This is a genomic window from Arcobacter iocasae (genome assembly GCF_042214795.1).
Lineage (GTDB): Bacteria > Campylobacterota > Campylobacteria > Campylobacterales > Arcobacteraceae > Arcobacter > Arcobacter iocasae.
On sequence record NZ_CP090177.1, the window covers coordinates 1,784,234 to 1,809,565 of the forward strand.

The following is a 25,332-nucleotide window of genomic DNA, read 5'->3' on the forward strand; positions in this document are numbered from 1 at the left end:
TTTGATAGATATTATAGTTATTTCAATTTCAACTCCAATAAAAATTGGGATTTATGAGAATCAGGTTTTAATTAAAGAGATTGAAGAAGAAGGAAAAACTTCTGATATTTTACCTTTAATTTTTGAAAAATTATTACAAGAATATGATATAAAATCTATAACTTATGTAAATACTCCTGGTTCTTATATGGCAATAAAAGTAGCTTATGTATTTTTAAAAACTGTTTGTATTTCTAGAAATATAGAGTTAAATGCTGCTAGTGGATTTTTATTTAATGACAATTCTCCTATTAAAGCTTTGGGTAAAAAGTACTTTTTTAATAAAAATGGTGAAATAATTATAGATTTTTTAGAAGAAAAGAGTATAATTTCGGATTTTAAATTACCAAAAAGTTTAGATAAAACAAAATTTTCATCTAACACTTTGCCAATTTACAATTTACCAGCAGTATAAAAGGAAGATAATTGAGAATTAGTGTGCCAGCTACGAGTGCAAATCTAGGGCCAGGTTTTGATACCCTAGGATTAGCTTTAAAAATAAAAAATCAAGTAACAATAAGACCAGCAAAATTTCATAGTGTATCTTTAAAAGGTGAAGGTTCTAATAACCCTATACTAAAAGATAACAATATGTTTATTGCTATTTTTAATGATTTTTATAATAATTTATCACAAAAGAAAAGATCTTTTAGATTTGAATTTGAAAATCAAATTCCACTATCAAGAGGTTTAGGAAGTTCATCTGCTGTAATTGTTAGTGCAATTGCATCAGCATATGCAATAGAAGAGATGGAATTGCCAAAAGAAAAACTACTTAATTTAGCACTAGCTTATGAGTCTCATCCTGATAATATTACACCAGCCGTTATGGGTGGTTTTACAGTCTCATCAGTTGAAGATAATGAAGTAAAATTTATAAATAAGTCTATTCCTAAGAGTTTAAGTGCGGTAGTTGTTGTTCCTAATAGACCAATTTCTACACAACTTTCAAGAAAAACTTTACCATATAAGTATTCTAAAGAAGATGCTATATTTAATGTATCTCATTCTTCATTATTAACAGCTGCTTTTATGAGTGAAAACTGGGAGATGTTAAAAATAGCCTCTCAAGATAAATTTCATCAAAGTTATAGAATGAGACAAATGCCAGAGCTTTTTGAGGTTCAAAAATGCTCATTAAATTGTGGTGCTTTAATGAGCACTTTATCAGGTTCTGGTTCTACACTTTTTTCTATTTGTTATTTTGAAGATGCAAAGAAAATAGAGAAAGAATTAAGAGCAAAATTTCCACATTTTAAAGTTTTTATTTCTGGTTTTGATAACTATGGAGTTAAAGTTGAAGCATAAAAATTGGAAATTTAATAAATTTTGGATATAATCATTGCCTAAATTAGAAAAACCTATAAGAACTTGTATAGTTTGTCGTAGTAAACTAAGTAAAGAAAACTTAATTAGACTACAGTGTAAGGATTACAAACTTATCAGTTTTGATGGAATAGGTAGGAGTTTCTATATTTGTAAAGAGTGTCAAGAAAAAACTCTTTTAGACGAAGAAACAAAAAAAATTGAAAAAGCACTTTTTAAACAGTGTAAAAAAAAAGACGAGTACTTGGTACAACTTAAGGAGATAATAACGCATGTCAGATAACGTAAGAGTATATGAAATTGCAGAAGAAGCTGGGGCTAGCAGCAACCATGTCATAAATAAAGCAAAAGATTTAGGAATTGAACTTAAATCACCTCAAAGTCAAACAACTGTTGAGGATGCAGAAGAGATAGTAAACTATATAATGACTGGAAAAAGTAAAAAACTTCCACAAAAGAAAAAAGTAGCTAAGAAGGTTGAAGAACCTAAAATAGTTGAAGAAGAACCTGTGGTAAGCGAAGAAACTAAGCCAAAAGAAGAAGTTACTGTTAAAGAAACTAAGGTTGAAGGACCAAAAGAAGAAATTAAGCCAGTAATTGAAAAACCTAAAAAAATTGAAGATACTAGCCCTAAAAAAACTGATGATACTCAAGAAGTTACTGATACTTTATCTGTTAAAAAAGTTGTACCTAAAAGAAGAGGTTTAAAAATTGTTAAAAAGAAAAAACCTGAAGAGCCAAAAGTAGAAAAAAAAGAAGAGCCAAGTTTCTCTTCAGCTGATTCTTCACAAGTAAAAAAACCTATGAAATCTCTTAGTGAAATTTTAGGTGGAAATAATAATCAAGAAAATCAAACAGAAGCCGCAAAAGCTAAAGCTAAAGTTCAAAAGAAAAAAGCACCACCAAGAGCTCATGAACATGGAAAAGTTTTAGAAATATCTAAACAAGAGTTTAAAGAATCTGATGATTCATTATTAGGTGAAGAAGTTGTTTTACTTGATATGGGATTAACTGATACATCAAAATTATTTGATGATCCGCATAAACCAGCAAAAAATAATAATGATAAACAAACTAGAAGTTCAAAACCTGCTGCCTTTGGAAATAGACCTCAAGGTTTAAAAAGAGGTAGAAGAAAGAAAAGAATTAAAAGAGAAGTTGAAACAGCAGAAGTTACTGAAATCACAATACCTGAAGATGTTAGGGTTTATGAGTTTGCAGAAGCTTGTGGGAAAAGTGCTTCAGAAGTAATTACAGTACTGTTTTCTTTAGGAATGATGGTTACAAAGAATGACTTCTTAAAACAAGATGAATTAGAAATTCTTGGTGAAGAGTTTGGTATTGAAGTAACTGTAAGAGATGCATTAGAAGATGTAAATTATGTGGAAGACTTCAATGAAGAAATTGATAAATCTAATTTCGTAACTAGACCACCAGTTGTAACAATAATGGGACATGTTGATCATGGTAAAACTTCATTATTAGATAAAATTAGAAGTGCTAAAGTTGCAAAAGGTGAAGCTGGTGGAATTACCCAACATATTTCTGCTTATACAGTTGAACAAAATGGTAAAAAAATCACTTTCGTGGATACTCCAGGACATGCTGCTTTTAGTGAAATGAGATCAAGAGGTGCAAGTGTAACTGATGTTATTATCATAGTTGTTGCAGCTGATGATGGTGTTAAACCACAAACTGAAGAAGTAATCGCACATGCAAAAGCTAGTGGTTGTCCAATCATTGTTGCAATGAATAAAATGGATAAAGAGACTGCAAATCCTGATATGGTTAAATCACAAATGGCAGAAAAAGAGATGCTTCCTGTTGATTGGGGTGGAGACATTGAGTTTATCGGTGTTTCAGCTCATACTGGTGAAGGTATTGATGATTTACTTGAAAATATTTTAATTCAAGCAGAAATGTTAGAATTACAAGCAGATCCTAGTTCAAAAGCAAAAGCTACAGTTGTGGAAGCTACACTTGAAAAAGGTAGAGGTCCAGTTGCAACTGTAATCGTGCAAAGTGGTACGCTAAGAGTTGGTGATAATATTGTTAGTGATACTACATATGGTAGAGTGAAAGCTATAACTAATGATATGGGACAACCTGTAAAAGAATTAGGACTTTCAGAAACTGGTAATGTATTAGGATTAAATGATATTCCTACATCTGGTTCAGTTATGGTTGTTCAAGATAGTGAAAAAGAAGCTAGAGATATTGCTACTACTAGAGCTGAACATGCAAGAGCAAAAGAGTTATCTAAATCAACTAAAGTATCTTTAGAAGAGATGAGTGGATTAATTGCAGAAGGAAAAATCAAACAACTTCCAGTGATTATTAAAACTGATGTTGGTGGTTCTTTAGAAGCAATTAAAGGTTCATTAGAAAAAATCCAAAATGATGAAGTAAAAGTTAAAATTTTACATGCAGCAGTTGGTGGAATCACTGAGTCTGATGTGGTTTTAGCAGGAGCTAGTGAAGGTTGTATTATCTTAGGGTTTAATGTAAGACCTACTGGTTCTATTAAACAAAAAGCTAAAGCTGATGGAATCACAATCAATACTTACAGTATTATTTATGACTTAATTGATGATATCAAAGCTACATTATCTGGTATGATGAGTGCAGTAATTAGAGAAGAAAATACTGGTCAAGCAGAAGTTAAAGATACATTTGTAGTTCCAAAAGTTGGAACTGTTGCTGGATGTTTAGTAACTGATGGTAAAGTTATCAAAGGTGGACATGCAAGAATCATTAGAGATGGTGTTGTTACATATACAGGTAAAATTTCATCACTTAAAAGATTCAAAGATGATGCAAAAGAAGTTGTTAATGGATTTGAATGTGGTATTATGTTTGAAAAATTCAATGATATAAAAGTTGGAGATTTCATCGAAACATTTATTCAAATTGAAGAAAAAATCAATATAGATTTATAATATGAAAAGTGTAAACCTACAAAGAACAGAGTCTCTACTTATGGAATTAATTCCAGAGGCTCTTGCTACTTTAAATGATAATAGAATAAAATCACTTGGAATTACTGAAGTTAATTGTAGAAACGGTAAATATGATGCAATAGTTTATTATGATGGAAGTGATTATGATAAAAAAGAGCATCAAATACTAAATAATCTTTTATTTAAAGCAAATGGTCATATTAAAACTTATTGTTTAAATGCAACAGGTTGGTATAAATGTCCAAACTTTAAATTTCAAGCAGATGATAAATTAGAAAAAGACTTAAAAATAGAGTCTTTATTTGAAAAAATAAAAAAAGACACAAAAGAGGACTAATGACTTTAGAAGAATCAATTGAAATGACTGTAAAAGGTTGTGGAGTTGAATTATATGATATTTTGACTACTAAAGAAAATGATAGAGACATATTTAGAATTTATATAACATCTAAAGATGGTGTTTCACTTGATAAATGTGCTGAAATCTCAAGATTAGTTTCACCTATTTTAGATACAAATGAACCAATGTATGGAAAATATAACTTAGAAGTAAGTTCTCCTGGAATTGAGAGAAGACTAAAAAGAACAGCTCATTATATATCTTCTATTGGTGAAAAAGTTAAAGTAAAAGATTTTGATAAAAATGTATTAAAAGGTGAATTGGTTTTTGCTGATGAAAATGAAATAAAAGTAAAAACTCAAGAGGGTGAAGAAACTATTGCTTATGATAAAATCTCTTCAGCTTCAACTTACTTTGAATGGTAATATAAGGAAATATGTATGAGTTTTGAAAGCTCATTAACTTTTTTCTTAGTAATATTTATTTTTAGCATTACTCCAGGACCTGGAGTTTTTGCTCTTTTGGCAAGAGGAATGACTCTTGGCACTAAACAATGTATTCCCTTAGCTTTTGGTATGTCTATAAGTGATATTATTTACTTAATCTTCGCATGCCTAGGATTAGCAACAATCGCACAAAATTATGCTTTATTGTTTGAATTTATAAGAATAGCTGGAGCACTTTATCTGTTTTATTTGGGTTATAAGATGTTTACCACACCTATTAAAATTGAAACTGTTTCAAAAGATAAAGCAGCTAAAAAAGATTTTTTCTTAGGCTTTATACAAGGCTTTTTAATCTCAGCTTCTAATCCAAAAGTTATACTATTTTATATAGCTTTTTTACCAACATTTTTAGATATAAAATCCCTAAGTGCTTATGACATTTTTTTAGCTTCTGCTTTAGCATTAGTTGCATTGATGATAGGATTAATGTTTGTATCAATTTTAGCAGCCCAAGCAAAACAAGTTTTAAAATCTCAAAAAGCATTAAAAAGATTAAACTATACAGCTGGTTCAATTATGATTGCAGCTGGAAGTTTCTTATTATTTAATAGGCAAACATAATGGTAATAGACGATAAATTTTATATGAAACTTGCTATTGATGAAGCATGGAAATATCAACTTCTAACTTACCCAAACCCAGCAGTTGGTTGTGTTGTTGTAAAAAATGGTGAGATTTTAGCCATAGAAGCTCACAAAGAAGCAGGAATGCCTCACGCAGAAGTAAATGCCCTAAAAGCTGCATATTTAAAAAAACATGCAAATGATACCTTAAAGATAAAAAAGAGTTCCCATGAGATTCATGAGTATTTATTAAAAAATCATAATAACTTTTTTAATGATTGTGAAATTTATGTAACCTTAGAACCATGTAATCATATAGGTAAAACCCCCTCATGTGCAAAGCTATTAAAAGAGTTAAAACCAAAAAGAGTAATTATAGCTCATGAGGATACAAACAAACAAGCCTCAGGAGGCATACAAACCCTAGAAAGTGTAAATATAGACATAACACTAGATTGTATGAAAAAAGAAGCCTATGACCTTCTATATCCTTTTATAAAGTGGAGCAGTGGAACATTTATATTTTATAAAATGGCACAAACCCTAAATGGCTGTATAGATGGAAAAGTATCATCAACTATGGCACAACTTTATGTACATACACTAAGAGATAAAATAGACCTAATGCTAATAGGTGGAAATACAGTAAGAACAGATAAACCAACCCTAGATGCAAGATACATAGCTGGACGAGCCCCAAATGTAATGATTTATAGTAAAAATAAAATCTTCGATAATAATATCCCCTTATTTAAAGTACCAAATAGAGAAGTAATAATAAGTGATGATTTATTTAAACTACTAGATTATAAGTTTGTAATGGTAGAAGGAATCTATAACTTAATGAATATCCTAAAAGAAAGAATTGACTATATGATACTTTTAGTTAGCCCAAAAATCAGAAATGGAATCAATGCCCTAAATGAAATAGACATGGACTTCGAAATAGTACATGAGAACTATATATGTGAAGAAAAAATAGTTTTTCTAAAAAGAAAGAATTAAACAAATTTTATCAAACTGAAGAAAAGAAATCTCTATCGCAGTTTATAGCGATAAAGATTTGTATTTTTATTTTACTTTTTCTATGTACTCACCGATTCTTGTGTCACATTTAATAATGTCACCTTCTACTAAGTGAAATGGAATTTGTACAACTGCACCTGATTCCAGAGTTGCAGGTTTTTTACCACCTTGAGAATCACCTTTAAAGTTAGGTGGAGTATCTACAATTTTAAGTTCAACTGTCATTGGTGGTTCAACTGTGATTGCACTTCCATTGAAGAACATCATATCACAACTCATACCATCAATAATCCAATCAAAAGCTTCTCCAACTTGGTCATAAGTTAAACCAATTTGTTCGTAAGTATTGTTATCCATAAATTGAAGTAATTCACCATCATCATATAAAAACTGCATAGTTTTTTGTTGTAAATCTGGAGTTTCACATTTATCACCAGCATGGAAAGTTTTTTCAATAACTTTTCCATTTAAAAAAGATTTGATTTTACATCTTACAAATGCTGCACCTTTTCCAGGCTTAACATGTTGATATTCAGTAATTTTGTAAGGGATTCCATCAAGTTGGATTTTCATTCCCTTTTTTAATTCACTCATTCCTATATTTGCCAAAGTTACCCCTTATTAAATTTCTACATAAGAAACTGAAATTGCAGCTTCTAAGTTTTCTAATTGTTTTAAAACATCGTGAGAAACAAAAGTATCAACTAATATAACAGCCAATGCAGAATCTTTTCCACGAGATAATCTAAAGTCAGCGATATTGATATTGTTATCACCTAAAGTTTTTCCAACTGTTCCAATTACTCCTGGGATATCAGAATTTCTTAAAAATATCATATTCCCTTTTGGAGCAATATCAAATACGAAGCCATTAACTTCTACTATTCTTTGAACATCTTCATCAAATACAGTTCCTGAAATAGTATTAACACCTTTTTCAGTAGTGATTTTTACAGTTACTTTATTGCTATAGCCACTGCCATTTACGATTTCGCAAGTATCAACTTTGATGCCTTTTTCTTCAGCCCAAAATTTTGCATTTACATAATTAACTTCATCACCACCAGCAACTTTTAAAGCACCAACAGTTGCAAAAGTTAAAAGTGAATCTAAGTACTCTTTGATTTCACCTTGTCCACTAACAGTTATTGATCTAATAGCGCTTTTGTCAGTTTGTGCACTTAAGAATGCAATTTTTTGAGTTAATTCAATATATGGTTTTACAAAAGAAGGAATTTTGCTTTCATCTATTGGAAGGTTTAGAGCATTTGGGTATGAAATACCTCTTGCTGACTCAATTGCATTTCTTGCAGCTTGAACTGCTATTTCTTTTTGTGATTCTCTAGTATTTGCACCTAAATGTGCAGTTACAGTTATATTTGGTAAATCTAATAATGGATTATTTATTGCTGGCTCTTTTTTGAAAACATCAATTCCTGCCATTGCAATTTTACCTGATTTTAGGTTGTTAAATAATGCTTCTTCATTATATAATCCACCTCTTGCACAGTTGATTAGAATTACTCCATCTTTCATCTTAGCAATTTCAGCTTCACCAATCATATCAATTGTTTCTTGATTTTTTGGTGTATGTATAGTAATAATGTCACAAGCTAAAATATCATCAAAGTTTGTAGTGTATTTAATACCTAAATCAGTCGCTTTTGTTGAAGGGATATAAGGGTCATAAGTAACTACATCCATCTCAAATGATTTTGCTCTAAGGGCTACTCTATGTCCTATATTTCCAAAACCAATAACACCTAGTTTTTTACCAAATAGTTCATTACCATACCAATCTTCTCTTTTCCATACTCTCTCATTTTTTAATTGATTGTGAGCATATGGAAACTTTCTCATACAAGAAAGCATGTGTGTCATTGTAAGTTCAACTGCTGCTATAGTATTTGCAGTTGGAACATTCATAGCAATAATACCTCTTTTGCTACAACCTTCCATATCTACATTATCATAACCAACACCAGCTCTTATAATAGCTTTTAAGTTTACTGCTGCATTTAAGAATTTCTCATCAACATCAGTTGAAGATCTTGTAATTGCGATGTCAGCATCTTTAATTACATCTAATAATGCAGTTTTATCAATATCAGCTGCAAAAACATAATTAATGTCTTCAGCAGCTTTAAGTATATTTAGTCCATTTTCATGGATATGATCACAAACTACAATTGTATGTTTACTCATTCTTCTAAATCCTTGAATTATTTCATTTGGTCTTTTAATAAATCACCTAAAGTCATAGACGAATCATCGTTTACAGATTTTAAGATTTCTCTTTCTTGTTGTTGTTCTAATCTTTTGATTGATAATCTAACTCTATTTCTATTAGTATCAATATTTACAACAACAGCTTCAATTTCTTTTCCAATTTCGATATTCTCAGCAGTAGTAGGAGCAAAATCTTCATTTCTAACTAATCCATCTAAATTGTCTTCAAGTTTAATGAATAATCCGAAATCTTTAAGATCTTTAATTGTTCCTTTAACTATATCACCAATTTTATGAGTTGATTGAAAATTTTTAGCTGGAGAGTCTGTAATATCTTTGATTGATAATGAAATGTTTTCTTTTTCTCTATCAATTTTGATAATTTTAACTTCAAGCTCATCACCTTTTTTATAAAGGTTTTTACATTTTGCATTACCTTCCCAAGAAGCTTCTTCGTTGTGTAATAACCCATCAACATCACCTAGAGTAACAAATGCTCCAAATTCAGTTAAAGTTGCTACTTTACCAGTAACGATATCTCCAACTTTATGCTCTTTTGTAAATTTTGCAAAAGGTTTCTCTTGAAGATTTTTTAAAGATACTCTTAATCTTTTTTTATCAACATCTAATTCAATAACTTCAACATTAACTTCATCACCTAATGTTAATAAGTCTTTTGGATTTTTAAGATTTTTATTCCATGAAATTTCAGAGATATGTAATAAACCTTCAATATCATTTCCTAAGTCAACAAATGCACCATAAGATTCAAAGTTAGAAATAGTAACAGTAATAGTATCACCTACATCTAATTCGTCTCTGATTTCTTCCCAAGGGTTAGAAAGTGCAGCTTTAACTGATAATGATAAGTGTTGTTTAGTTTTGTCATAAGATAAAACTTTAACAGTAACTTCGTCACCTTCAGCATAATAATTAGATGGATTAACAGGACCTTTGTAAGAGATTTCATTGTAGTTTACTAAACCATCAATTCCACCTAAATCTACAAACATTCCATAAGATGTGATTTTTTTGATTGTTCCATTGATTAGACCATCATTTTCTAAAAATTGTGCAACTTTTGCATCTTTTTCTATTTTAGATTCTTCAATAAGTTTTTTTCTTGAAACTATGATTGAGTTTTGTGCTTCATTGATTTTTAAAACTTTCGCTTTAACTTTTTTACCAAGTGCACCTTGAGCTTTTAAGTATGATTGAGCCATTGGCATGAAGTATTCACAGCCATTGTCATCTTCGATTATAAATCCACCTCTAGGTTTAATAGAGATAATTTTACCTTCAATTGTAACATTTTCTAAATCTTCAGTATGCTCTTTTACAAAAGCGTCAAATTTTTCTTTTTGTAAAACTTTTTTATGAGAGATAGAAGGCTTTTCACCTCTAATACCAGTTAATATAACAGGGATTGTATCACCTACTTTATATTTAACTTCACCACCAATAGTTATTTCAGAGATATGTAGTCTTCCTTCAACTTTTTGACCAACATCAACAGAAACATTTTCACCAGAAATCTCAACAATAACACCATCAACTACAGAGTTGTTCTCTGCATTTTCGAAAGACTCATTAAGCATTTGCTCAAAGTCAAAGTCTTCACCAATTTCAATATCTTCGATACCCATATTTTTCCTTCGTATAACCATTATTTATAAAATGCAGTGATTATATCGAAGATTGGCTTAAACAAGTTTAATTTTAAAATTTAGTTAATATGCTTCTACTTGGTTTACAACTTTTTGAATAACCCAATCAGGCGTTGAGGCACCCGCTGTTATGCCACAAAGCTTTTTGTCTTTAAACCATTGTGGGTCTAATTCTCTTTCATCTTCTAAAAGATAACTATCTATACAATTTTCTTTTGAGATGTTTAGTAGCTGTTTTGTATTTGAAGAGTTTTTCCCCCCAATTACAATCATAATATCTACTTCTTTTGATAATTCTCGAGCAGCATCTTGATTTTCAAATGTTGCATCACAAATTGTATTAAATACTCTTACTTCTTTATTTTTTGGAATTAAAGTATTTACTATTTCAAGATATTTTTCTTTTTTCTTTGTTGTTTGTGCAATTGTTGCAATTTTTGAGTATTTAAATTTAATATTATTTAAATCTTCTGGTTCTAGTATTACAAAAACATCATCTTGATCTTTTGCATAAGATTGTACACCTAAAACTTCTGGATGGTCTTTATCTCCAAAAATAACAATAGAATACTCTTCTGCTGACATTTTTTTTACTATTTGTTGAGGAGTTGTAACAAATGGACAAGTTGCATTTATAACTTTTGCATCTTTTGCTTTTAAGTTTTTTAAATCAAACTTTGGAATTCCATGGGTTCTTATGATAATAGTATCATTGTCTTTTACTTCATCTAAACTATTATAAAGTCCTACATTATAGTCATTTTTTAATCTATCTATTTCATTTGTATTATGAATCAAAGGACCCATTGTTGCTGAGTTTTTGTATTCTTCAGCTATTTTAATAGCTCTTTTAACTCCAAAACAAAATCCATAAGATGATGCTAATTTTACTTTCATAAATTGTCCTTAAAATAGTCCCTATTTTTGAGGGACCTTTTCTTTTTTAACTTCTTTTATAAAATAGCAAAACTACTTTAAAGAAGCAAATCCTAAAGAGGACAAGGAATTGTCTTTTTAGGCTTTTAGTGTGTCTAATATTTCTTTGAAGTTTGGGAATGATGTTAAAATACAATCTACATCTTGGATTTGCATACCTGAATTTAATCCAGCTATTGCAAAACTCATTGCAATTCTATGGTCACCATGAGAATTTATTGTTGCTTTTTTTAACTTTCCACCAGTTATTTCATATCCATCTTCAAATTCTGTGTAATTTACTCCACAAAGTTTTAGATTATTTACAACTGAGCTTATTCTATCACTCTCTTTTACTCTTAATTCTTTTGCATTTGATACTTTTGATTTCCCACTTGCTAAACTCATAGCAATACTAAGCGCTGGAAGCTCATCAATAAGCCATGAAATGTTTTCACTAACATCTACACCATTTAACTCATTTGCAGATACTACAATGTCTCCCATAGGTTCATAGACATTCTCTTTTTCGATAAATTCAACATCTGCACCCATTCTTTTTAAAACTACATAGGCTTCTGTTCTTGTAGGGTTTAATGTCACATTTTTAATTGTTACTTTTGCATTTGGAGTAATAGCAGCTGCAACTGCAAAGAAAAATGCAGAACTAGGATCTGTAGGAACTGTTATATTCAAAGGTTTTAAAGGTGAAGTTAAAGGATGAATATTTATAAATCCTTCATTATCAGTTTCTACTTTTGCACCCATTCCTTTTAACATTCTTTCCGTATGATCTCTTGTAAGTTCATTTTCTTTATATTTAGAAACTCCATTTGCCCTTAGAGCTGCAAGTATCATTGCTGATTTTACTTGTGCAGAATCTACAGGTGAGTGATAAGTAAATGCTTTTAATTCTTTTACACCTCTTATAAAAAGTGGGGCTTTATTGCCATCTTCTCTACCATCAATTTTAGCTCCAATGCTTCTAAGTGGATTGGCAACTCTTTTCATAGGTCTTGAGTGAAGATATTTATCTCCTACAAGGGTAAATGCACCATCAATAGATGCTAAAAAACCACAAAAAAGTCTCATGGCAGTTCCAGAATTCCCACAATCAAGTACATTAGCAGGTTCCCTTAAAGTACCTTTTGGAGTAATTGTTACTGTTGAACCATCTCTTTTAATCTCTGCCCCCAATTGCTCTACAATTGAAAGAGTGTTTAGGGTATCTTCTGCTGTTAAAAAGTTTTTGATGTGTGATGTTTCACTACTTAAAAGTGAAAACATTGCACATCTATGAGAGATAGATTTATCACTTGCAATATTATCAATAACGATATTAAATGGTTTTTTTAAAGCATCTATACTAAAGCTTTGCATTTATCTTATTCCTATTCCTAATGCAGAATTTAATTTTTCTAAAATACTGTTCATAGTAGCATTGATATCATCTTCTTCAAGTGTTTTATCAAAACTTTGTAAAACAAATCTTATTGTTAAACTCTCTTTATCACCTAATTTTTCATCACTATATGTATCTACTAAATTAAATTGTTGGATTGTAGCATCTTCAATACTATTAATTACATTTCTTATTTTTGAGTATGAAATATCTTTAGGTACAATTAAGCTTAAGTCTCTTTTTGAAGCTTGAAACTTAGAATATTCATTTGCTTTTATTAAATTATTTGCAATTTTGTCAAAATCAATTTCAGCAATAAAAGTATTAGGTAAGTCATAATCTTTTGCAACATTTGGATGAAGTTTTGAAATAAATCCGATTTTCTTATTATCAACTATTATATTTGCATTTTGATATGGATGAACTAATAAATTATTGATTTCATTCATTGGCTCTAAATCAAATTTACCAATAGTATTAGCAACTTTTTTTGCAAATCCAAAAAACTCTATACTTGCTGGTTTACCATTATTTGTAAATGATTCATATTCACTATCACCACTAAAGATAAATGAAATTTTTTGTGATTCTTTTCTTTGATTATCAAATACTGTTCCAATTTCAAAGAAAGCTACTTTTTTGAATCCTTGTTTGAAGTTATTTGAACAAGCTTCAATGAGATTTGTTAATATTGTAGTTCTAAATGTATTTAATTCATTTACTATAGGATTTAAAATATCTAGTTTTTCATCTACAGTTTCAAGATTATATTTTTCAAGAGTTTCTTTACTTGTAAATACATATGTTAGGGTTTCAAAAAAACCATTTTCTATGGCTTTTGCTCTTACTTTATTTTTTTTAGTAATTTTACTTGATGCTTCATTTAATCTATTTACTTCTTCGATTTGTAAAGGAGTTGATTCAATATTATCAATACCAACTATTCTTACAATCTCTTCAGTTATATCAGCAATATTTTTAATATCATGTCTAAACAGTGGAACTTGAACAGATAATACACCTGAACCACCATCTTTAACCGTAAATCCTAAACCACTTAATATTTTTTCAATTTTTACTTTTGTAAAAGTTTTTCCAACAATTGAGCTAACTCTTTTAATACTTACATCTATTGATAGTCTCTCTTTATCTTCCGTAAATACTTCATATCCTCTATAAAGTTTTGCTCCAAATTTTGAAATTAAAGTAGTAAAATACTCCATTCCTGATTCAATATTTGGCTCACTTCCTCTTGATGTTTTATAATAAACTTCTCCTGTTTTTATTTTTTTATCAAATACATTTTTTGATAATTCTTCAGGATTATTATATGAAGCTTCTAAGATATAAGTTGTATCATCTTTATTTATAGCCTCATTTTTTATACTAATTGTGCTTAATTTTTCTTTTCCATAAACTTCATCAAAGCCATCTTTTGATTTTTTAATATGAAGAACAGATAAGTCATTTAAAGTATCACAATCAGCTTTTGCATAAGCGTGCATTGTTACACCAGTAGCATGTGTTGCATAAGATAAAATATTTTCTATGTCACACTCTTTGTATAAATCTATAGTTGCAACTCTTAATTTATATAATATAGGAACTTTTAATTCTGTAAAATCTCCAGCTTTATAAATTAAAGATGATGAGATAGTACTATCACTTTCTATTTCAAGAAGTTGTCCTATTCCAATGTCATTGTATTCTAAGTTTTTTTCTTGTTCACATAAAGTTACACCATAACAAACACTTAACTCTCTTGCAACTCCATGAATACTTAAACAATCACCTCTATTAGCTGTTAATTCTATTTCGATGATATCATCATTGATAAGTCTATATTCATTTAGTTCTTTTCCAATAACTAACTCACCAATAGAATCATCAAGTTCTAGTATTCCATCATTTAATTTAGGTAGACCAATTTCAGTAGAAGAACAAATCATACCATTTGATTCAAGACCTCTTAGTTTTGCTTTTTTTATTTTAAAATCAGCTCCAAGAACACATCCAACAGTAGCAACTGGTACATATTGACCAGCTGCTACATTTTTAGCTCCACAAACGATTTGTGTAACTTCACTACCTATGTTTACTTGACAAACTGATAGTTTATCAGCGTCTGGATGTTTTTCTTTTGATTCCACATATCCAATTACAACACCTGAAGGTATTCTAACTTTTTCTAATGAATCAACTTCTAAACCAATAGAGTTTAATTTTTTGCAAATATCATTTATATCAATTTTAGAGATGTCTATAAAATCTTCTAACCATCTTTTTGTAACTATCATTTGAACTGTCCTAATAATCTTAAATCACTTTCAAATAGAGATCTTAAATCTCCAATATTATGAATTAGCATTGCAAATCGCTCAACACCTAATCCAAAGGCATAACCAGACATATTTTCATATCCAACTGCTTTAAATACATTTTGATCAACGATTCCACATCCTAAAACTTCAAGCCATCCTGTATGCGAACAAACACGACAACCATCACCTTTACAAAATACACATGAAATATCAACTTCAGCTGATGGTTCTGTAAATGGGAAGAAAGAAGGTCTAAATCTAACTTCAACATTTCCAAACATATGTTTTAAAAACTCTTCAAGTACATGTTTTAAGTTTGAAAATGAGATTTTATCAGAACTATCTACTACTAATCCTTCTATTTGATGAAACATAGGTGTATGAGTAAGATCGAAATCTCTTCTAAATACTGTTCCTGGTGCTATCATCCTAATAGGGGGCTTTTGCGCTAACATAGTTCTAATTTGCACAGGAGAAGTGTGCGTTCTTAAAAGTGTATAATCTTTATTGTAAAAAGTATCTTGCATATCTCTTGCTGGATGATATTTGGGAAGATTTAAAGCCTCAAAGTTATGGAAGTCATCTTCTACTAATGGTCCTTCTTCAACTGCAAAATTTAAGTTTTGAAAATAAGAGATGATTTTATCCATTGTATCAACTACTGGGTGAACTGCACCACAAGTTAGTTTATTATTAAATCTTGATACATCAATTTTTTCTTCTTCAAGTTTTTTATTTAATTCAATTTTTTCTAAAATCTCTTTTTTTGACTCTAAGGCATTTGTTATTTCAATCTTTTTAGTATTTAAATTTTGTGCAAATGCTTTTTTCTCTTCATTTGGAATATCTTTTAATCTTGCAAACTCTTTTGTTAAAAAACCTTTTTTACCAAGTATCTCAATTCTTAGATTTTCTAAGGCTTCTATAGAATCAGCAGATTCTATTTTTTCGATCCACTCTTTCACTTATTTCCCCTGTTTTCATTTATATAAAAGGTGATTATTGTACTTAAGTTTTTATTAGAGTTTGGTTATAATAAAAATTAATACTATTAAAAGGAACTGGATATGTGCATTTTTTGTAAAATTGTGAATGGGGAAATTCCAAATAAAACTATATTAGAAGATGAAAAGTTTTTAGCTTTTGAAGATATAAATCCAGCTTCTAAAGTTCATGCTTTAGTTATACCAAAAGAACATTATACTTCATTTGATGTTGTACCTCCAAAAGTAATGGCCGGAATGACTGAGTTTATTCAAAAAGTTGCTTCAAAACTAAATTTAAGAGATGATGGATATAGAATTATTACAAATATTGGTGAACATGGTGGTCAAGTTGTACATCACTTACATTTCCATATATTAGGTGGAGAATATGTGGGGAGTTTAGTTGGAGAAAAAGCTAAACAGTAAAAAGAGGTTTTCCTCTTTTTATTATTTTTGAGAAAAACTACCTAACGACATAAGTTTTTGGTATCTTTTTTCATATCTCTCTTCTTGAGACATATCTCTTAGCTCTTTTACTGATTCTAGGAAATAATCAGCTAAGGCTTTTATTGCTTCATCTTTTGATCTATGTGCACCAATCAATGGTTCATTTATTACATCATCAATCAAATTAAGACCTTTTAATGACTCAGCAGTGATTTTTAAAGAATTTGCAGCAGTTTCAGCTTGTGCAGGGTCATTCCATAAAATTGCAGCACAACCTTCAGGTGAAATTACAGCGTAAACAGAGTATCTCATCATTGCCAATTTATCAGCAACTGAAATAGCTAATGCTCCACCTGAACCACCTTCACCAATTACTACAGAAATTGTAATAGTTTTTAAATCAGAAAATTCATATAAATTTCTAGCAATAGCTTCAGATTGATTTCTCTCTTCTGCTCCTATTCCTGGATATGCACCGGGAGTGTCTACTAACATAAGAATTGGTAAATTAAATTTTTCAGCTATTTTTGCAGCTCTTAGAGCTTTTCTATAACCTTCCGGACTTGGCATTCCAAAATTTCTTTTTAATTTATTTTTAGTACCTCTACCTTTTTGTTCACCAATTACTACAACTTTTTCATCACCAATTTTACCTAAATAACAAATTATTGCATTATCATCATTGAAGTGCCTATCACCATGGATTTCGTAAGCATCTGTTAAAAGACCTCTAATATAATCTAAGGCATAAGGTCTATCTGGATGTCGTGCTAATTGAAGTTTTTGATAATCAGTTAAATTTTTAAAAGTCTTTTCAACTTCTTTTTCTAACTTTTTATCTAATATTTCAACTGCATGTTCATCTGACTTTGATTTTGCTACTATTATATCTTCTTCGATAGCTTTTATTTTTTCTTCAAATGTTAAATAAGTTGACAATTTATTCCTTTATTAAAAAGATTTTTATCTTTTAATATAAATTATTTTATAAATTTTTTAAATATGATTGAACCGTTAGTTCCACCAAAACCAAAGTTATTACTCATAACTGTAGTTAGTTCTGCTTTTCTTGCAACATTTGGTACATAATCCAAGTCACAATCTTCATCTGGATTAATCATATTAATTGTTGGAGGAATGATACCTTCATTTAATGATTTAATTGTAAAAATTGCTTCAATTGCTCCAGCAGCTCCTAAACAATGTCCAATTTGACCTTTTGTTGAAGTTACAGGAGGACAATTTTCTTTTCCACCAAATAATTCTTTTATTGCTTTAGTTTCATTTGCATCTCCTACTGGAGTAGAAGTACCATGAGTATTAATATAATCAATTTTTGGATATTCACCTGTGTTTGATTTTACCATTTCAAATGCAGCTCTCATAGCTCTTAATGGACCATCCATTACAGGAGCAGTGATATGATTTGCATCAGCACTTTCTCCAAATGCAATTATCTCTGCATAAATTTTAGCACCTCTTGCAAGAGCAGAATCTAAAGTTTCTACAACTAAAGCTCCAGCACCTTCACCCATAACAAAACCATCTCTTTCTTTATCAAAAGGTCTTGATGCAGTTTGTGGATCATCATTTCTAGTTGATAATGCTTTCATTGCAGCAAATCCACCAATTCCAGCACCACAAATTGCAGCTTCAGCACCAACTACTAAAATATTATCAGCACCACCTAAAGCAATTGTTTTAACAGCATCTGATAAAGCATGAGTTGAAGCAGAACAAGCAGTTACATGAGATAAGTTAGGCCCTTTTAATCCATGCTCAATAGAAATAAATCCACCTAACATATTTACTAATGATGAAGGAATAAAGAAAGGAGATATTCTTCTAGGTCCCTTTGTATCACAAACAACAGAGTTTTTTTCAATTGTTGATAATCCACCAATTCCAGAAGCAGAAATTACTCCAAATCTTGTAGAAAGTTCATCGCTCACTTTATTATTATCTTCACTTGCAAAACCAGAGTCAATCATAGCTTCTTTTGCAGCTTTAATACCTAATTGGATGAATCTATCAGCTTTTTTTACTTCTTTTTTATCCATAACTGTTGTTGGATCAAAATCTTTTACTTCTCCTGCAAACTTTACTGAATATTCAGTTGAATCAAAAAGAGTAATATCTCTAATTCCACATTTACCTGCTACTACTGCATCGAATGATTCATTTACATTGTGTCCTAAAGAATTTATAGTACCTAGACCAGTTATTACAACTCTTTTCATCTATTTAAGCTCCATTTGTGATTATAATTTAATTATTTAAATTGTTCAATTTTCTTATAAAAATTCAAAAATTTAAATAAAGAGTTAAAAGTTAACTCTCTATTTGAGTCAAGAATAATGTCTTATTACTTGATTATTTATTATCTTCGATGTATTTGATAGCATCTGAAACAGTTAAGATTTTTTCCGCATCTTCATCAGGTATTTCGATGTCAAATTTTTCTTCTAAAGCCATAACTAGCTCAACAACGTCTAACGAATCTGCCCCTAAGTCTTCAATGAATTTTGAATCTTCTTTAACTTCAGCTGGATCGCAATCTAATTGCTCAACTACTACTTCTTTCACATCATCTAATAATGCCATTTTCTTTCCTTTTTTAAAATTGTCCTAGAATTATACCTAAAAGCCTTTAAATATTCTTTTAAATAAATTTTTTTAGCTTTTATACGTATAATCCACCATTAACTTTTAAGATTTCTCCCGTTATATAAGAAGAGTGATCACTTAACAAAAATGCAACCGCATCAGCGATTTCACTTGGCTTCCCAAATCTACTTAGTGGGATATTTTTTTCATATTCTGCTTTTACTTCATCTTTTAATTCATCAGTCATGTCTGTTTGAATAAAACCAGGAGTTACGGCATTGTATCTTATACTTCTAGATGCTGCTTCTTTTGCAAATGACTTAGTCATAGCATTTAATCCACCCTTAGAAGCTGAGTAATTTGTTTGACCAGGATTACCCATTTCTCCAACTATTGAAGAGATATTAACAATTGAACCAAATCTTTTTTTACCCATTACTTTTAATGCAGCTTTACAACCAATAAATGCTGATGTTAAGTTTGCACTTATAACATCATTGAAATCTTGAACAGACATTCTAAGAGCTAATTTATCTTTTGTAATACCAGCATTGTTAACTAAGTATGATAACTCACCATCTGAGTCAATAATTGTATTAATTGCACTTACAAACTCATCTTCATTTGTTACATCTGCTTTTATAATTGCAGCTTTTCCACCAGCAGCTTCAATTTCTTCTTGAATTTTAGAAGCAGCATCTGCTCCACTTCTATAATTAATCCATACTTTAAGTCCATGACTTGCAAGAGTTTTGGCAATTTGCGCACCTATACCTCTGCTAGCACCTGTAACTAGTACATTTGAACCTGTAAATTTCATCTTTATCCTTATGTTTATTTTATAAAAATAGCTTTAATAATATCAAAATTTTAATTTAATTTCTATTTATACGCCTCTTTTATTATCCCAAACCCTTATATGAAGCCTATCACAATATTTATACCCTGAACTAATAGCCATGTCTATAACGCTTTCGCTATGCTTATTTATTTCATAAGCACTATCACCCATTGGCATAAGATAAATTTCACAATTTGGTATAATTGATGAAATTGATTCAATCTCATCTTTTGCTTTTTCTATAAATTCTTTACTAATTACAAATTTCAAATAAGATTCTTTTGTATTATTTATAATTTTTTTAAGAGTATTTTCATTGACTCTTTTTTTAAGTGGTTCAAGGGAGTTTGAAAGTTTTACACTCATAGAAAATATTAACTCTTTTTGATACTCTTTTGTAAAGTCTATATTTAAAGAGCCATTTGTTTCTATTGTAACTTTATATCCATTTGATATATAATATTCTAAAATTTCTTGAAACTCTTCATCTTTCCAATACAAAAGTGGTTCACCACCTGTTATTACTATATCTGCTTTATATGATGGCTCTAACTTTTTAACTTGCTCTATGATTTCATCTTTATTCATCTTATGCCATTGGTCTTTAAATGCTGGATCAACTGCATAAAATGAATCGCATGAACATTTCTTTACTCCACTTGGAGTTTCATATTCAACTGCAAAGCCTTCGCATCTAAAATTACATTTGCCAAATCTTATAAAAATAGAGGGATTACCAACATATTTACCTTCACCTTGAATCGTTGGACCAAATATCTCATTTACTTCAAGCATATACTGTACTTTTACTTTTTGGAGTTTCTAAAAATTCTACATGGGATACTTCTATTGGTAATTCATTCATCTTGGTTTGAATAATCTCTAAAAGCCAAGCAGAAAGATTTTCACTTGTTGGAACAAAATCAACAAGTACATATCCTTCATACATTTCATGAATGTGAATTGCTTCTTCTTTTATACTATTTAAATCAAAGGTATAAAATCCTTCTTCATGGAAAATTAACTCTTCTTTGTTTTTAAAATGAGGTAATAAAGTTTCAAATAATGGATCATTTAAATCTAAGATGAATTTATGATCTAGAGTATCATCAAGAAATTTTTTGAACCAATTTAAGTGTTTAAAATCAGTTACCATTCCATTTTTTAAACTTGAACTTTCTAGGTGAACTATTACTTTTCCTTGATGTCCATGCAAATGTCTACACATTAAACAAGTATCAAGTGAAAATTCTGGATTTAATTCTTGTGACCAAACTCGGTGGCCATAACAAAAATCAAACTCTTTTGAAATATTCCATTTCATCAAGAACCTTTATATGGTATTGGATCTTTTGAATTTGCTTGTGCAAATCCATTTAATCGTAGTCTGCAAGAATCACAAACTCCACAAGCCTCTTTTTCTTCTTTATAACAAGACCAAGTAAGTTCAAGTGGAACATTTAATTCAAGGGCTTTTTTTACAATTTCACTTTTGTGAAGTTTTACTAAAGGAGTTTTAATACTAATGTGTGTTGCTTCTTTTGTTCCTTCGTTGATTGCATTTTTTATTTGATTTATAAAGGCATCTGTACAATCAGGATATCCACTACTATCTTCTTCCACCACTCCTATAAACATTGCTTCTGCATTCTCTTTTTCTGCAACTGCTGCGGCAATTGAAAGAAAGATACCATTTCTAAATGGCACATAAGTTACTGGAACTCCTGGTTTAACACCATCAATTGGAACATCAATATTGGCATCAGTTAAAGCACTTGCTCCAATTTGTGTGAAAAATGGAATATCAATTTCATATTTATTTTTAACTTTCAAATTTTCACAAACATCTCTAAATGCTTTTAATTCTCTGTTCTGTGTTCTTTGTCCATAGTTAAAATGGATAGCAATTATTTCATAACCTTCATTTTTAGCAATATATGAAGCAAGAGTGGAATCCATACCTCCACTTAAAATACAAATAGCTTTTTTACTCATAAGTTATATAGTCCTTTTTTTCATCGCAAAAGAATTTCCAATTTATTGGAATAACTTTTACTTTTTGATTTTCATTTAATTTTGATACATTTTTATCTAAAGCAATGAATGAATTACATTGGCATAAAATAGATACCATTCCTGGGCTTTTTTTATCAGAAGGAGTAAATTTCTCTCCATCAAAAAAACCTGGAAGTAAGGTAAGTCTTCCTTTTTTATTTAAAAGTGTTTGGTCAAGTTTTGCCATTATAAAGTTATGGTAAAAATCTTTAGAACCAATTATTTTTTGAATAATTATTTGACCTAACATTTCAAAAACCATAGCTGAAGCTAAAGGATTACCTGGAAGATTTAATATAAAAGTATCTTTTATTTTTCCAAAAATTGTTGGTTTTCCTGGTTTTACATCTACTCCATCAAATAAAGTTTCTAATCCAACTTGGGTAAATGATTCCCTTGTAAAATCTGCTTCTCCAACTGAAACACCTCCTGAGGATATTATTAAATCTGCATCCAAAGAGTTAATTACATGCTCTTTTATTGATTCTATTGAATCTTTTGCTTGGCCTATAAAACTCACTTCACAACCCAATTCTTTAACTCTTGCTATAAAAGTTGGAGTATTAGAATTGTATATTTGGTACTCTTTAATTCCTTGGTAGTGAAGTTTTAACTCTTCACCCGAAGCAAAAACTACAACTTTTGGTTTTTTATAAACTTTTACATGGGAAATACCTTGAGATGCAAGAAGAGTGATTTTTGAGAAATTTAATTCTTCGCCAGTTTTAATTAATAGTTCATCTTTTTGTATATCTTCACCAATAAATCTAATATGTTGCATTTTTCTAATATCAGAAGTAATTTTAATTTTATCTCCAATAGTTTGTGTATTTTCTTGTGGAACAACAGCTTCACAGTTTTGTGGAACTCTAGCCCCTGTCATGATTTTAATTGTTGTACCTGTTTCTAAAATATCTTGATTATTATCACCTGCAAATATTTTATTTGTAAGAGTCAATTCTTTGTCTTTATCTTCAAAAAGTATTGCATATCCATCCATTGCAGAGTTATTAAACTTTGGCAAAGATACAGTTGCATGTAAATTTTCGGCACTTATTCTTGATGTTGCATTTTCAATTGGAACTATTTCAAACTTGTTTATTTGAATAGAATTTACAATTATATTTAAAGCTTCTTCAATTGATACACTCATATAAAATCCTTTTACTTCAACCTATGCTTAAGTTTGATATAATAGCAAAATTTTTTAAAAGTGAGATAAACATGGATTTTAGTAGTTCAACAATTGACACACATGTATTTTTTGTATACCTTTTTATATCGGTTATGATAATTAATTTTTATAGTGTGTATAATATAAATAATTTTATAAAATTAGCAAAAAGACTTAAATTCTTTACCCCTTTGTATCATACTTTAAATGCAATTATTATTTATACAGGAACAATTGTTGCTTTTTATCAAAGAACATTTAGTTTTACTATATTTATAATGATAGCAGCTGCAATTGCTGTAATGGTATTAGAGATAAAAAGATTCAAAAAAATGAGAGTTATAAAAAGTGATGATACTCAATTGCAAGAGGAATTTTTTAGATTTTCTAGGAAAATTTATCTTATTGAAATTGTTATAATTGTTTTAACATATATCATAAGTAAGATTTTTTAGTGCAATTTGTTTATTCATCTGAGGCATCACTTGAAACAATTAAGGTTGAAGGTGACATATATAAATATCTTTTTAAAGCAAGAAGAGAAAAAGTTGGTTCAACTGTTTTTTTTAGGAATTTAATAAATAATTTTGTTTATGAGTACGAAATATTTGATATTAGTAAAAAAGATGCAAATTTAAGACTTATAAAAAAAGAAGAAAAGATAGTTGAGGCTAATAATAAACTTCATATTATTTGGGCTATTGTTGATCCAAAAACTATTGAAAAACAACTTCCTTATTTAAATGAAATAGGTGTTGATAAAATTACTTTTTTTTATGCTGATTATTCACAGAAAAACTTTAAATTAAATATAGAAAAGTTTGAAAAAATATTGATAAACTCATCACAACAATGTGGAAGAAGTTCAATTATAAAATTAGAAATATTAACTTCTTTAGATGAGGTTTTAGCTTCTTACAAAGATAGTTTTGTTTTTAATTTTTCTAATAATCACATAGATGATAAGAAAGATATAAAAAGTATAATTGTAGGATGTGAAGGTGGTTTTTCACCTAAAGAGTTAGAAAAATTCACAGAAGAAAAAACTGTTGGGATTAATTCTAATTTGATTTTAAGAAGTGAAACAGCAGTTACAACTATTGCTGCAAAATTAATAGTTTAAAACTAACACTTAATTAACACTACTATCTTATAATTACAATGTTCAAACAAAAAGAATAAGATAAACTCCTACTAACTTTTATCTATTCACGGAAAACTAAAGCCTTTAAACACCAATTGGCTTTAGTCTATATCCTCTATTTTTTTGTGATTCAATAATATCAACTCCTAAAATTTTTCTCAAATGCCAAATATGGTATCGAATGACATCAGATTTTGAATTACTATTACTAGGATAAACATTTTTTTCCAAGGTTTCTTTGCTTACAAATTCTCCTCTTTTTTTAATTAAGTAATTTAATACTAGTAAAGCTTGAGATTCTATTTCTAATAGTTTTTTATTTTGAAAAAGTTCTTTTGAAAAGATATTGTATGAAAGATTTTCACTGATAATTATATCTTGGTGATATGTTCGATATGATCTTTTGATTAGAGATTGTATTCTTAGAATTAGTTCTTGATTATTTCCTGTTTTATTTAAAAAACCATCACATCCACTTTTAAATGACCTAATTATACTATTTGAAATAGAAGTTAGTACTAATCTTAGAGTCTCATCTTCATATTCATTTAAAATTCTCATGATTTCATAACCATCAATTTGAGGGACATTTATATCAAGAATATATAAATCATATATATTATCATATATTTTATTTAAAAATTTTTCACCATTTGAGCAAGTATCAATTATAAAATTTTCTTCTTCAAGTAGATCTTTTATAGTTTCTTGATAGAGTTTATCATCTTCCAAAAATAGTATTTTAGTGCCAATCATAGTTTACTCCAATTATAAAAAGTTAAAG

27 protein-coding genes are annotated in these 25,332 nt (G+C 29.3%); 11 read left to right on the forward strand and 16 right to left on the reverse strand.

The genetic code is table 11. The annotated features are described in order from the left end of the window. Position 1 precedes the first annotated feature (1 nt). Genes LXN10_RS08975 through ribD form a run of 8 tightly spaced genes read left to right on the forward strand, consistent with a single transcriptional unit; the run spans position 2 to position 6,739 of the window. Positions 2-454 carry a hypothetical protein gene (locus LXN10_RS08975; protein ID WP_375722700.1) on the forward strand — a complete coding sequence of 151 codons (453 nt, stop codon included), beginning with the start codon at positions 2-4 and terminating at the stop codon, positions 452-454. Positions 455-465: 11 nt separating this feature from the next. Beyond that, positions 466-1,347, forward strand: a complete 882-nt coding sequence (gene thrB / locus LXN10_RS08980; RefSeq protein ID WP_375722701.1) for a homoserine kinase — start codon at positions 466-468, stop codon at positions 1,345-1,347. Between the two features lie 34 nt (positions 1,348-1,381). After that, complete coding sequence (locus LXN10_RS08985; protein WP_375722702.1) at positions 1,382-1,648, forward strand: DUF448 domain-containing protein; 267 nt, start codon at positions 1,382-1,384, stop codon at positions 1,646-1,648. Beyond that, entirely contained in the window at positions 1,638-4,304 is a 2,667-nt protein-coding gene (gene infB, locus LXN10_RS08990) for a translation initiation factor IF-2 (protein ID WP_375722703.1), read from the forward strand. The genes LXN10_RS08985 and infB overlap by 11 nt, the downstream gene beginning before the upstream one ends. 1 nt (position 4,305) lies before the next feature. Then, the gene (rbfA, locus tag LXN10_RS08995) at positions 4,306-4,662 is read left to right on the forward strand and encodes a 30S ribosome-binding factor RbfA (protein ID WP_375722704.1); all 357 of its coding nucleotides are present in this window, start codon (positions 4,306-4,308) and stop codon (positions 4,660-4,662) included. Further along, positions 4,662-5,090 (forward strand): ribosome maturation factor RimP, encoded by a 429-nt coding sequence (rimP, locus tag LXN10_RS09000; protein WP_375722705.1) that lies wholly within the window; start codon positions 4,662-4,664, stop codon positions 5,088-5,090. The genes rbfA and rimP overlap by 1 nt, the downstream gene beginning before the upstream one ends. Positions 5,091-5,105: 15 nt before the next feature. Next, positions 5,106-5,732: a LysE family translocator gene (locus LXN10_RS09005; RefSeq protein ID WP_375722706.1), complete on the forward strand. Its 627-nt coding sequence runs from the start codon at positions 5,106-5,108 to the stop codon at positions 5,730-5,732. Further along, positions 5,732-6,739: a bifunctional diaminohydroxyphosphoribosylaminopyrimidine deaminase/5-amino-6-(5-phosphoribosylamino)uracil reductase RibD gene (ribD, locus tag LXN10_RS09010; RefSeq protein WP_375722707.1), complete on the forward strand. Its 1,008-nt coding sequence runs from the start codon at positions 5,732-5,734 to the stop codon at positions 6,737-6,739. The genes LXN10_RS09005 and ribD overlap by 1 nt, the downstream gene beginning before the upstream one ends. 66 nt (positions 6,740-6,805) lie before the next feature. Here ribD and efp read toward each other — a convergent pair whose 3' ends face one another. From efp to pheS, 7 genes are all read right to left on the reverse strand, one after another. Then, positions 6,806-7,369 carry an elongation factor P gene (gene efp / locus LXN10_RS09015; RefSeq protein WP_375722708.1) on the reverse strand — a complete coding sequence of 188 codons (564 nt, stop codon included), beginning with the start codon at positions 7,367-7,369 and terminating at the stop codon, positions 6,806-6,808. A gap of 12 nt (positions 7,370-7,381) precedes the next feature. Further along, positions 7,382-8,965: a phosphoglycerate dehydrogenase gene (serA, locus tag LXN10_RS09020; protein ID WP_375722709.1), complete on the reverse strand. Its 1,584-nt coding sequence runs from the start codon at positions 8,963-8,965 to the stop codon at positions 7,382-7,384. Between the two features lie 17 nt (positions 8,966-8,982). Then, the gene (locus tag LXN10_RS09025) at positions 8,983-10,635 is read right to left on the reverse strand and encodes a 30S ribosomal protein S1 (protein ID WP_375722710.1); all 1,653 of its coding nucleotides are present in this window, start codon (positions 10,633-10,635) and stop codon (positions 8,983-8,985) included. Positions 10,636-10,719: 84 nt separating this feature from the next. Continuing rightward, complete coding sequence (locus LXN10_RS09030; RefSeq protein ID WP_375722711.1) at positions 10,720-11,553, reverse strand: 4-hydroxy-3-methylbut-2-enyl diphosphate reductase; 834 nt, start codon at positions 11,551-11,553, stop codon at positions 10,720-10,722. Between the two features lie 117 nt (positions 11,554-11,670). Continuing rightward, entirely contained in the window at positions 11,671-12,951 is a 1,281-nt protein-coding gene (gene aroA, locus LXN10_RS09035; RefSeq protein ID WP_375722712.1) for a 3-phosphoshikimate 1-carboxyvinyltransferase, read from the reverse strand. Continuing rightward, entirely contained in the window at positions 12,952-15,270 is a 2,319-nt protein-coding gene (gene pheT, locus LXN10_RS09040; protein ID WP_375722713.1) for a phenylalanine--tRNA ligase subunit beta, read from the reverse strand. Further along, on the reverse strand, positions 15,267-16,259 hold the full coding sequence (gene pheS, locus LXN10_RS09045) for a phenylalanine--tRNA ligase subunit alpha (RefSeq protein WP_375722714.1): 993 nt from the start codon (positions 16,257-16,259) through the stop codon (positions 15,267-15,269). Before pheS ends, pheT begins: the two co-directional genes overlap by 4 nt. Before the next feature lie 102 nt (positions 16,260-16,361). Between pheS and LXN10_RS09050 the strand changes: the two genes are divergently transcribed. Continuing rightward, positions 16,362-16,706: a histidine triad nucleotide-binding protein gene (locus tag LXN10_RS09050; RefSeq protein WP_375722715.1), complete on the forward strand. Its 345-nt coding sequence runs from the start codon at positions 16,362-16,364 to the stop codon at positions 16,704-16,706. Between the two features lie 21 nt (positions 16,707-16,727). Here LXN10_RS09050 and accA read toward each other — a convergent pair whose 3' ends face one another. The 8 genes from accA to LXN10_RS09090 all read right to left on the reverse strand — a co-directional run bounded on the left by accA (position 16,728) and on the right by LXN10_RS09090 (position 23,383). After that, complete coding sequence (gene accA, locus LXN10_RS09055; RefSeq protein WP_375722716.1) at positions 16,728-17,666, reverse strand: acetyl-CoA carboxylase carboxyl transferase subunit alpha; 939 nt, start codon at positions 17,664-17,666, stop codon at positions 16,728-16,730. Positions 17,667-17,707: 41 nt separating this feature from the next. Continuing rightward, the gene (locus tag LXN10_RS09060; protein WP_375722717.1) at positions 17,708-18,967 is read right to left on the reverse strand and encodes a beta-ketoacyl-ACP synthase II; all 1,260 of its coding nucleotides are present in this window, start codon (positions 18,965-18,967) and stop codon (positions 17,708-17,710) included. Positions 18,968-19,100: 133 nt separating this feature from the next. After that, positions 19,101-19,331 (reverse strand): acyl carrier protein, encoded by a 231-nt coding sequence (gene acpP / locus LXN10_RS09065; RefSeq protein WP_013134306.1) that lies wholly within the window; start codon positions 19,329-19,331, stop codon positions 19,101-19,103. 79 nt (positions 19,332-19,410) lie between these two features. Next, a complete protein-coding gene (gene fabG, locus LXN10_RS09070) occupies positions 19,411-20,154 on the reverse strand; it encodes a 3-oxoacyl-ACP reductase FabG (protein WP_013134307.1) in 744 nt (247 codons plus the stop codon). 66 nt (positions 20,155-20,220) lie between these two features. After that, positions 20,221-20,970: a 7-carboxy-7-deazaguanine synthase QueE gene (locus LXN10_RS09075; protein WP_375722718.1), complete on the reverse strand. Its 750-nt coding sequence runs from the start codon at positions 20,968-20,970 to the stop codon at positions 20,221-20,223. Then, positions 20,963-21,499, reverse strand: coding sequence for a 6-carboxytetrahydropterin synthase (locus LXN10_RS09080; RefSeq protein WP_375722719.1), 537 nt, complete (start codon positions 21,497-21,499; stop codon positions 20,963-20,965). The genes LXN10_RS09075 and LXN10_RS09080 overlap by 8 nt, the downstream gene beginning before the upstream one ends. Then, entirely contained in the window at positions 21,499-22,170 is a 672-nt protein-coding gene (gene queC, locus LXN10_RS09085; protein WP_375722720.1) for a 7-cyano-7-deazaguanine synthase QueC, read from the reverse strand. Before queC ends, LXN10_RS09080 begins: the two co-directional genes overlap by 1 nt. Continuing rightward, complete coding sequence (locus LXN10_RS09090) at positions 22,163-23,383, reverse strand: molybdopterin molybdotransferase MoeA (RefSeq protein ID WP_375722721.1); 1,221 nt, start codon at positions 23,381-23,383, stop codon at positions 22,163-22,165. Before LXN10_RS09090 ends, queC begins: the two co-directional genes overlap by 8 nt. A gap of 23 nt (positions 23,384-23,406) precedes the next feature. Here LXN10_RS09090 and LXN10_RS09095 point away from each other — a divergent pair, with 23 nt between their 5' ends. Next, positions 23,407-23,859: a hypothetical protein gene (locus tag LXN10_RS09095; RefSeq protein ID WP_375722722.1), complete on the forward strand. Its 453-nt coding sequence runs from the start codon at positions 23,407-23,409 to the stop codon at positions 23,857-23,859. Then, a complete protein-coding gene (locus LXN10_RS09100; protein WP_375722723.1) occupies positions 23,859-24,527 on the forward strand; it encodes a 16S rRNA (uracil(1498)-N(3))-methyltransferase in 669 nt (222 codons plus the stop codon). The genes LXN10_RS09095 and LXN10_RS09100 overlap by 1 nt, the downstream gene beginning before the upstream one ends. Before the next feature lie 105 nt (positions 24,528-24,632). Here the strand turns inward: LXN10_RS09100 and LXN10_RS09105 are convergent, their stop codons facing one another. Beyond that, a complete protein-coding gene (locus tag LXN10_RS09105) occupies positions 24,633-25,304 on the reverse strand; it encodes a response regulator transcription factor (RefSeq protein ID WP_375722724.1) in 672 nt (223 codons plus the stop codon). Positions 25,305-25,332 lie beyond the last annotated feature (28 nt).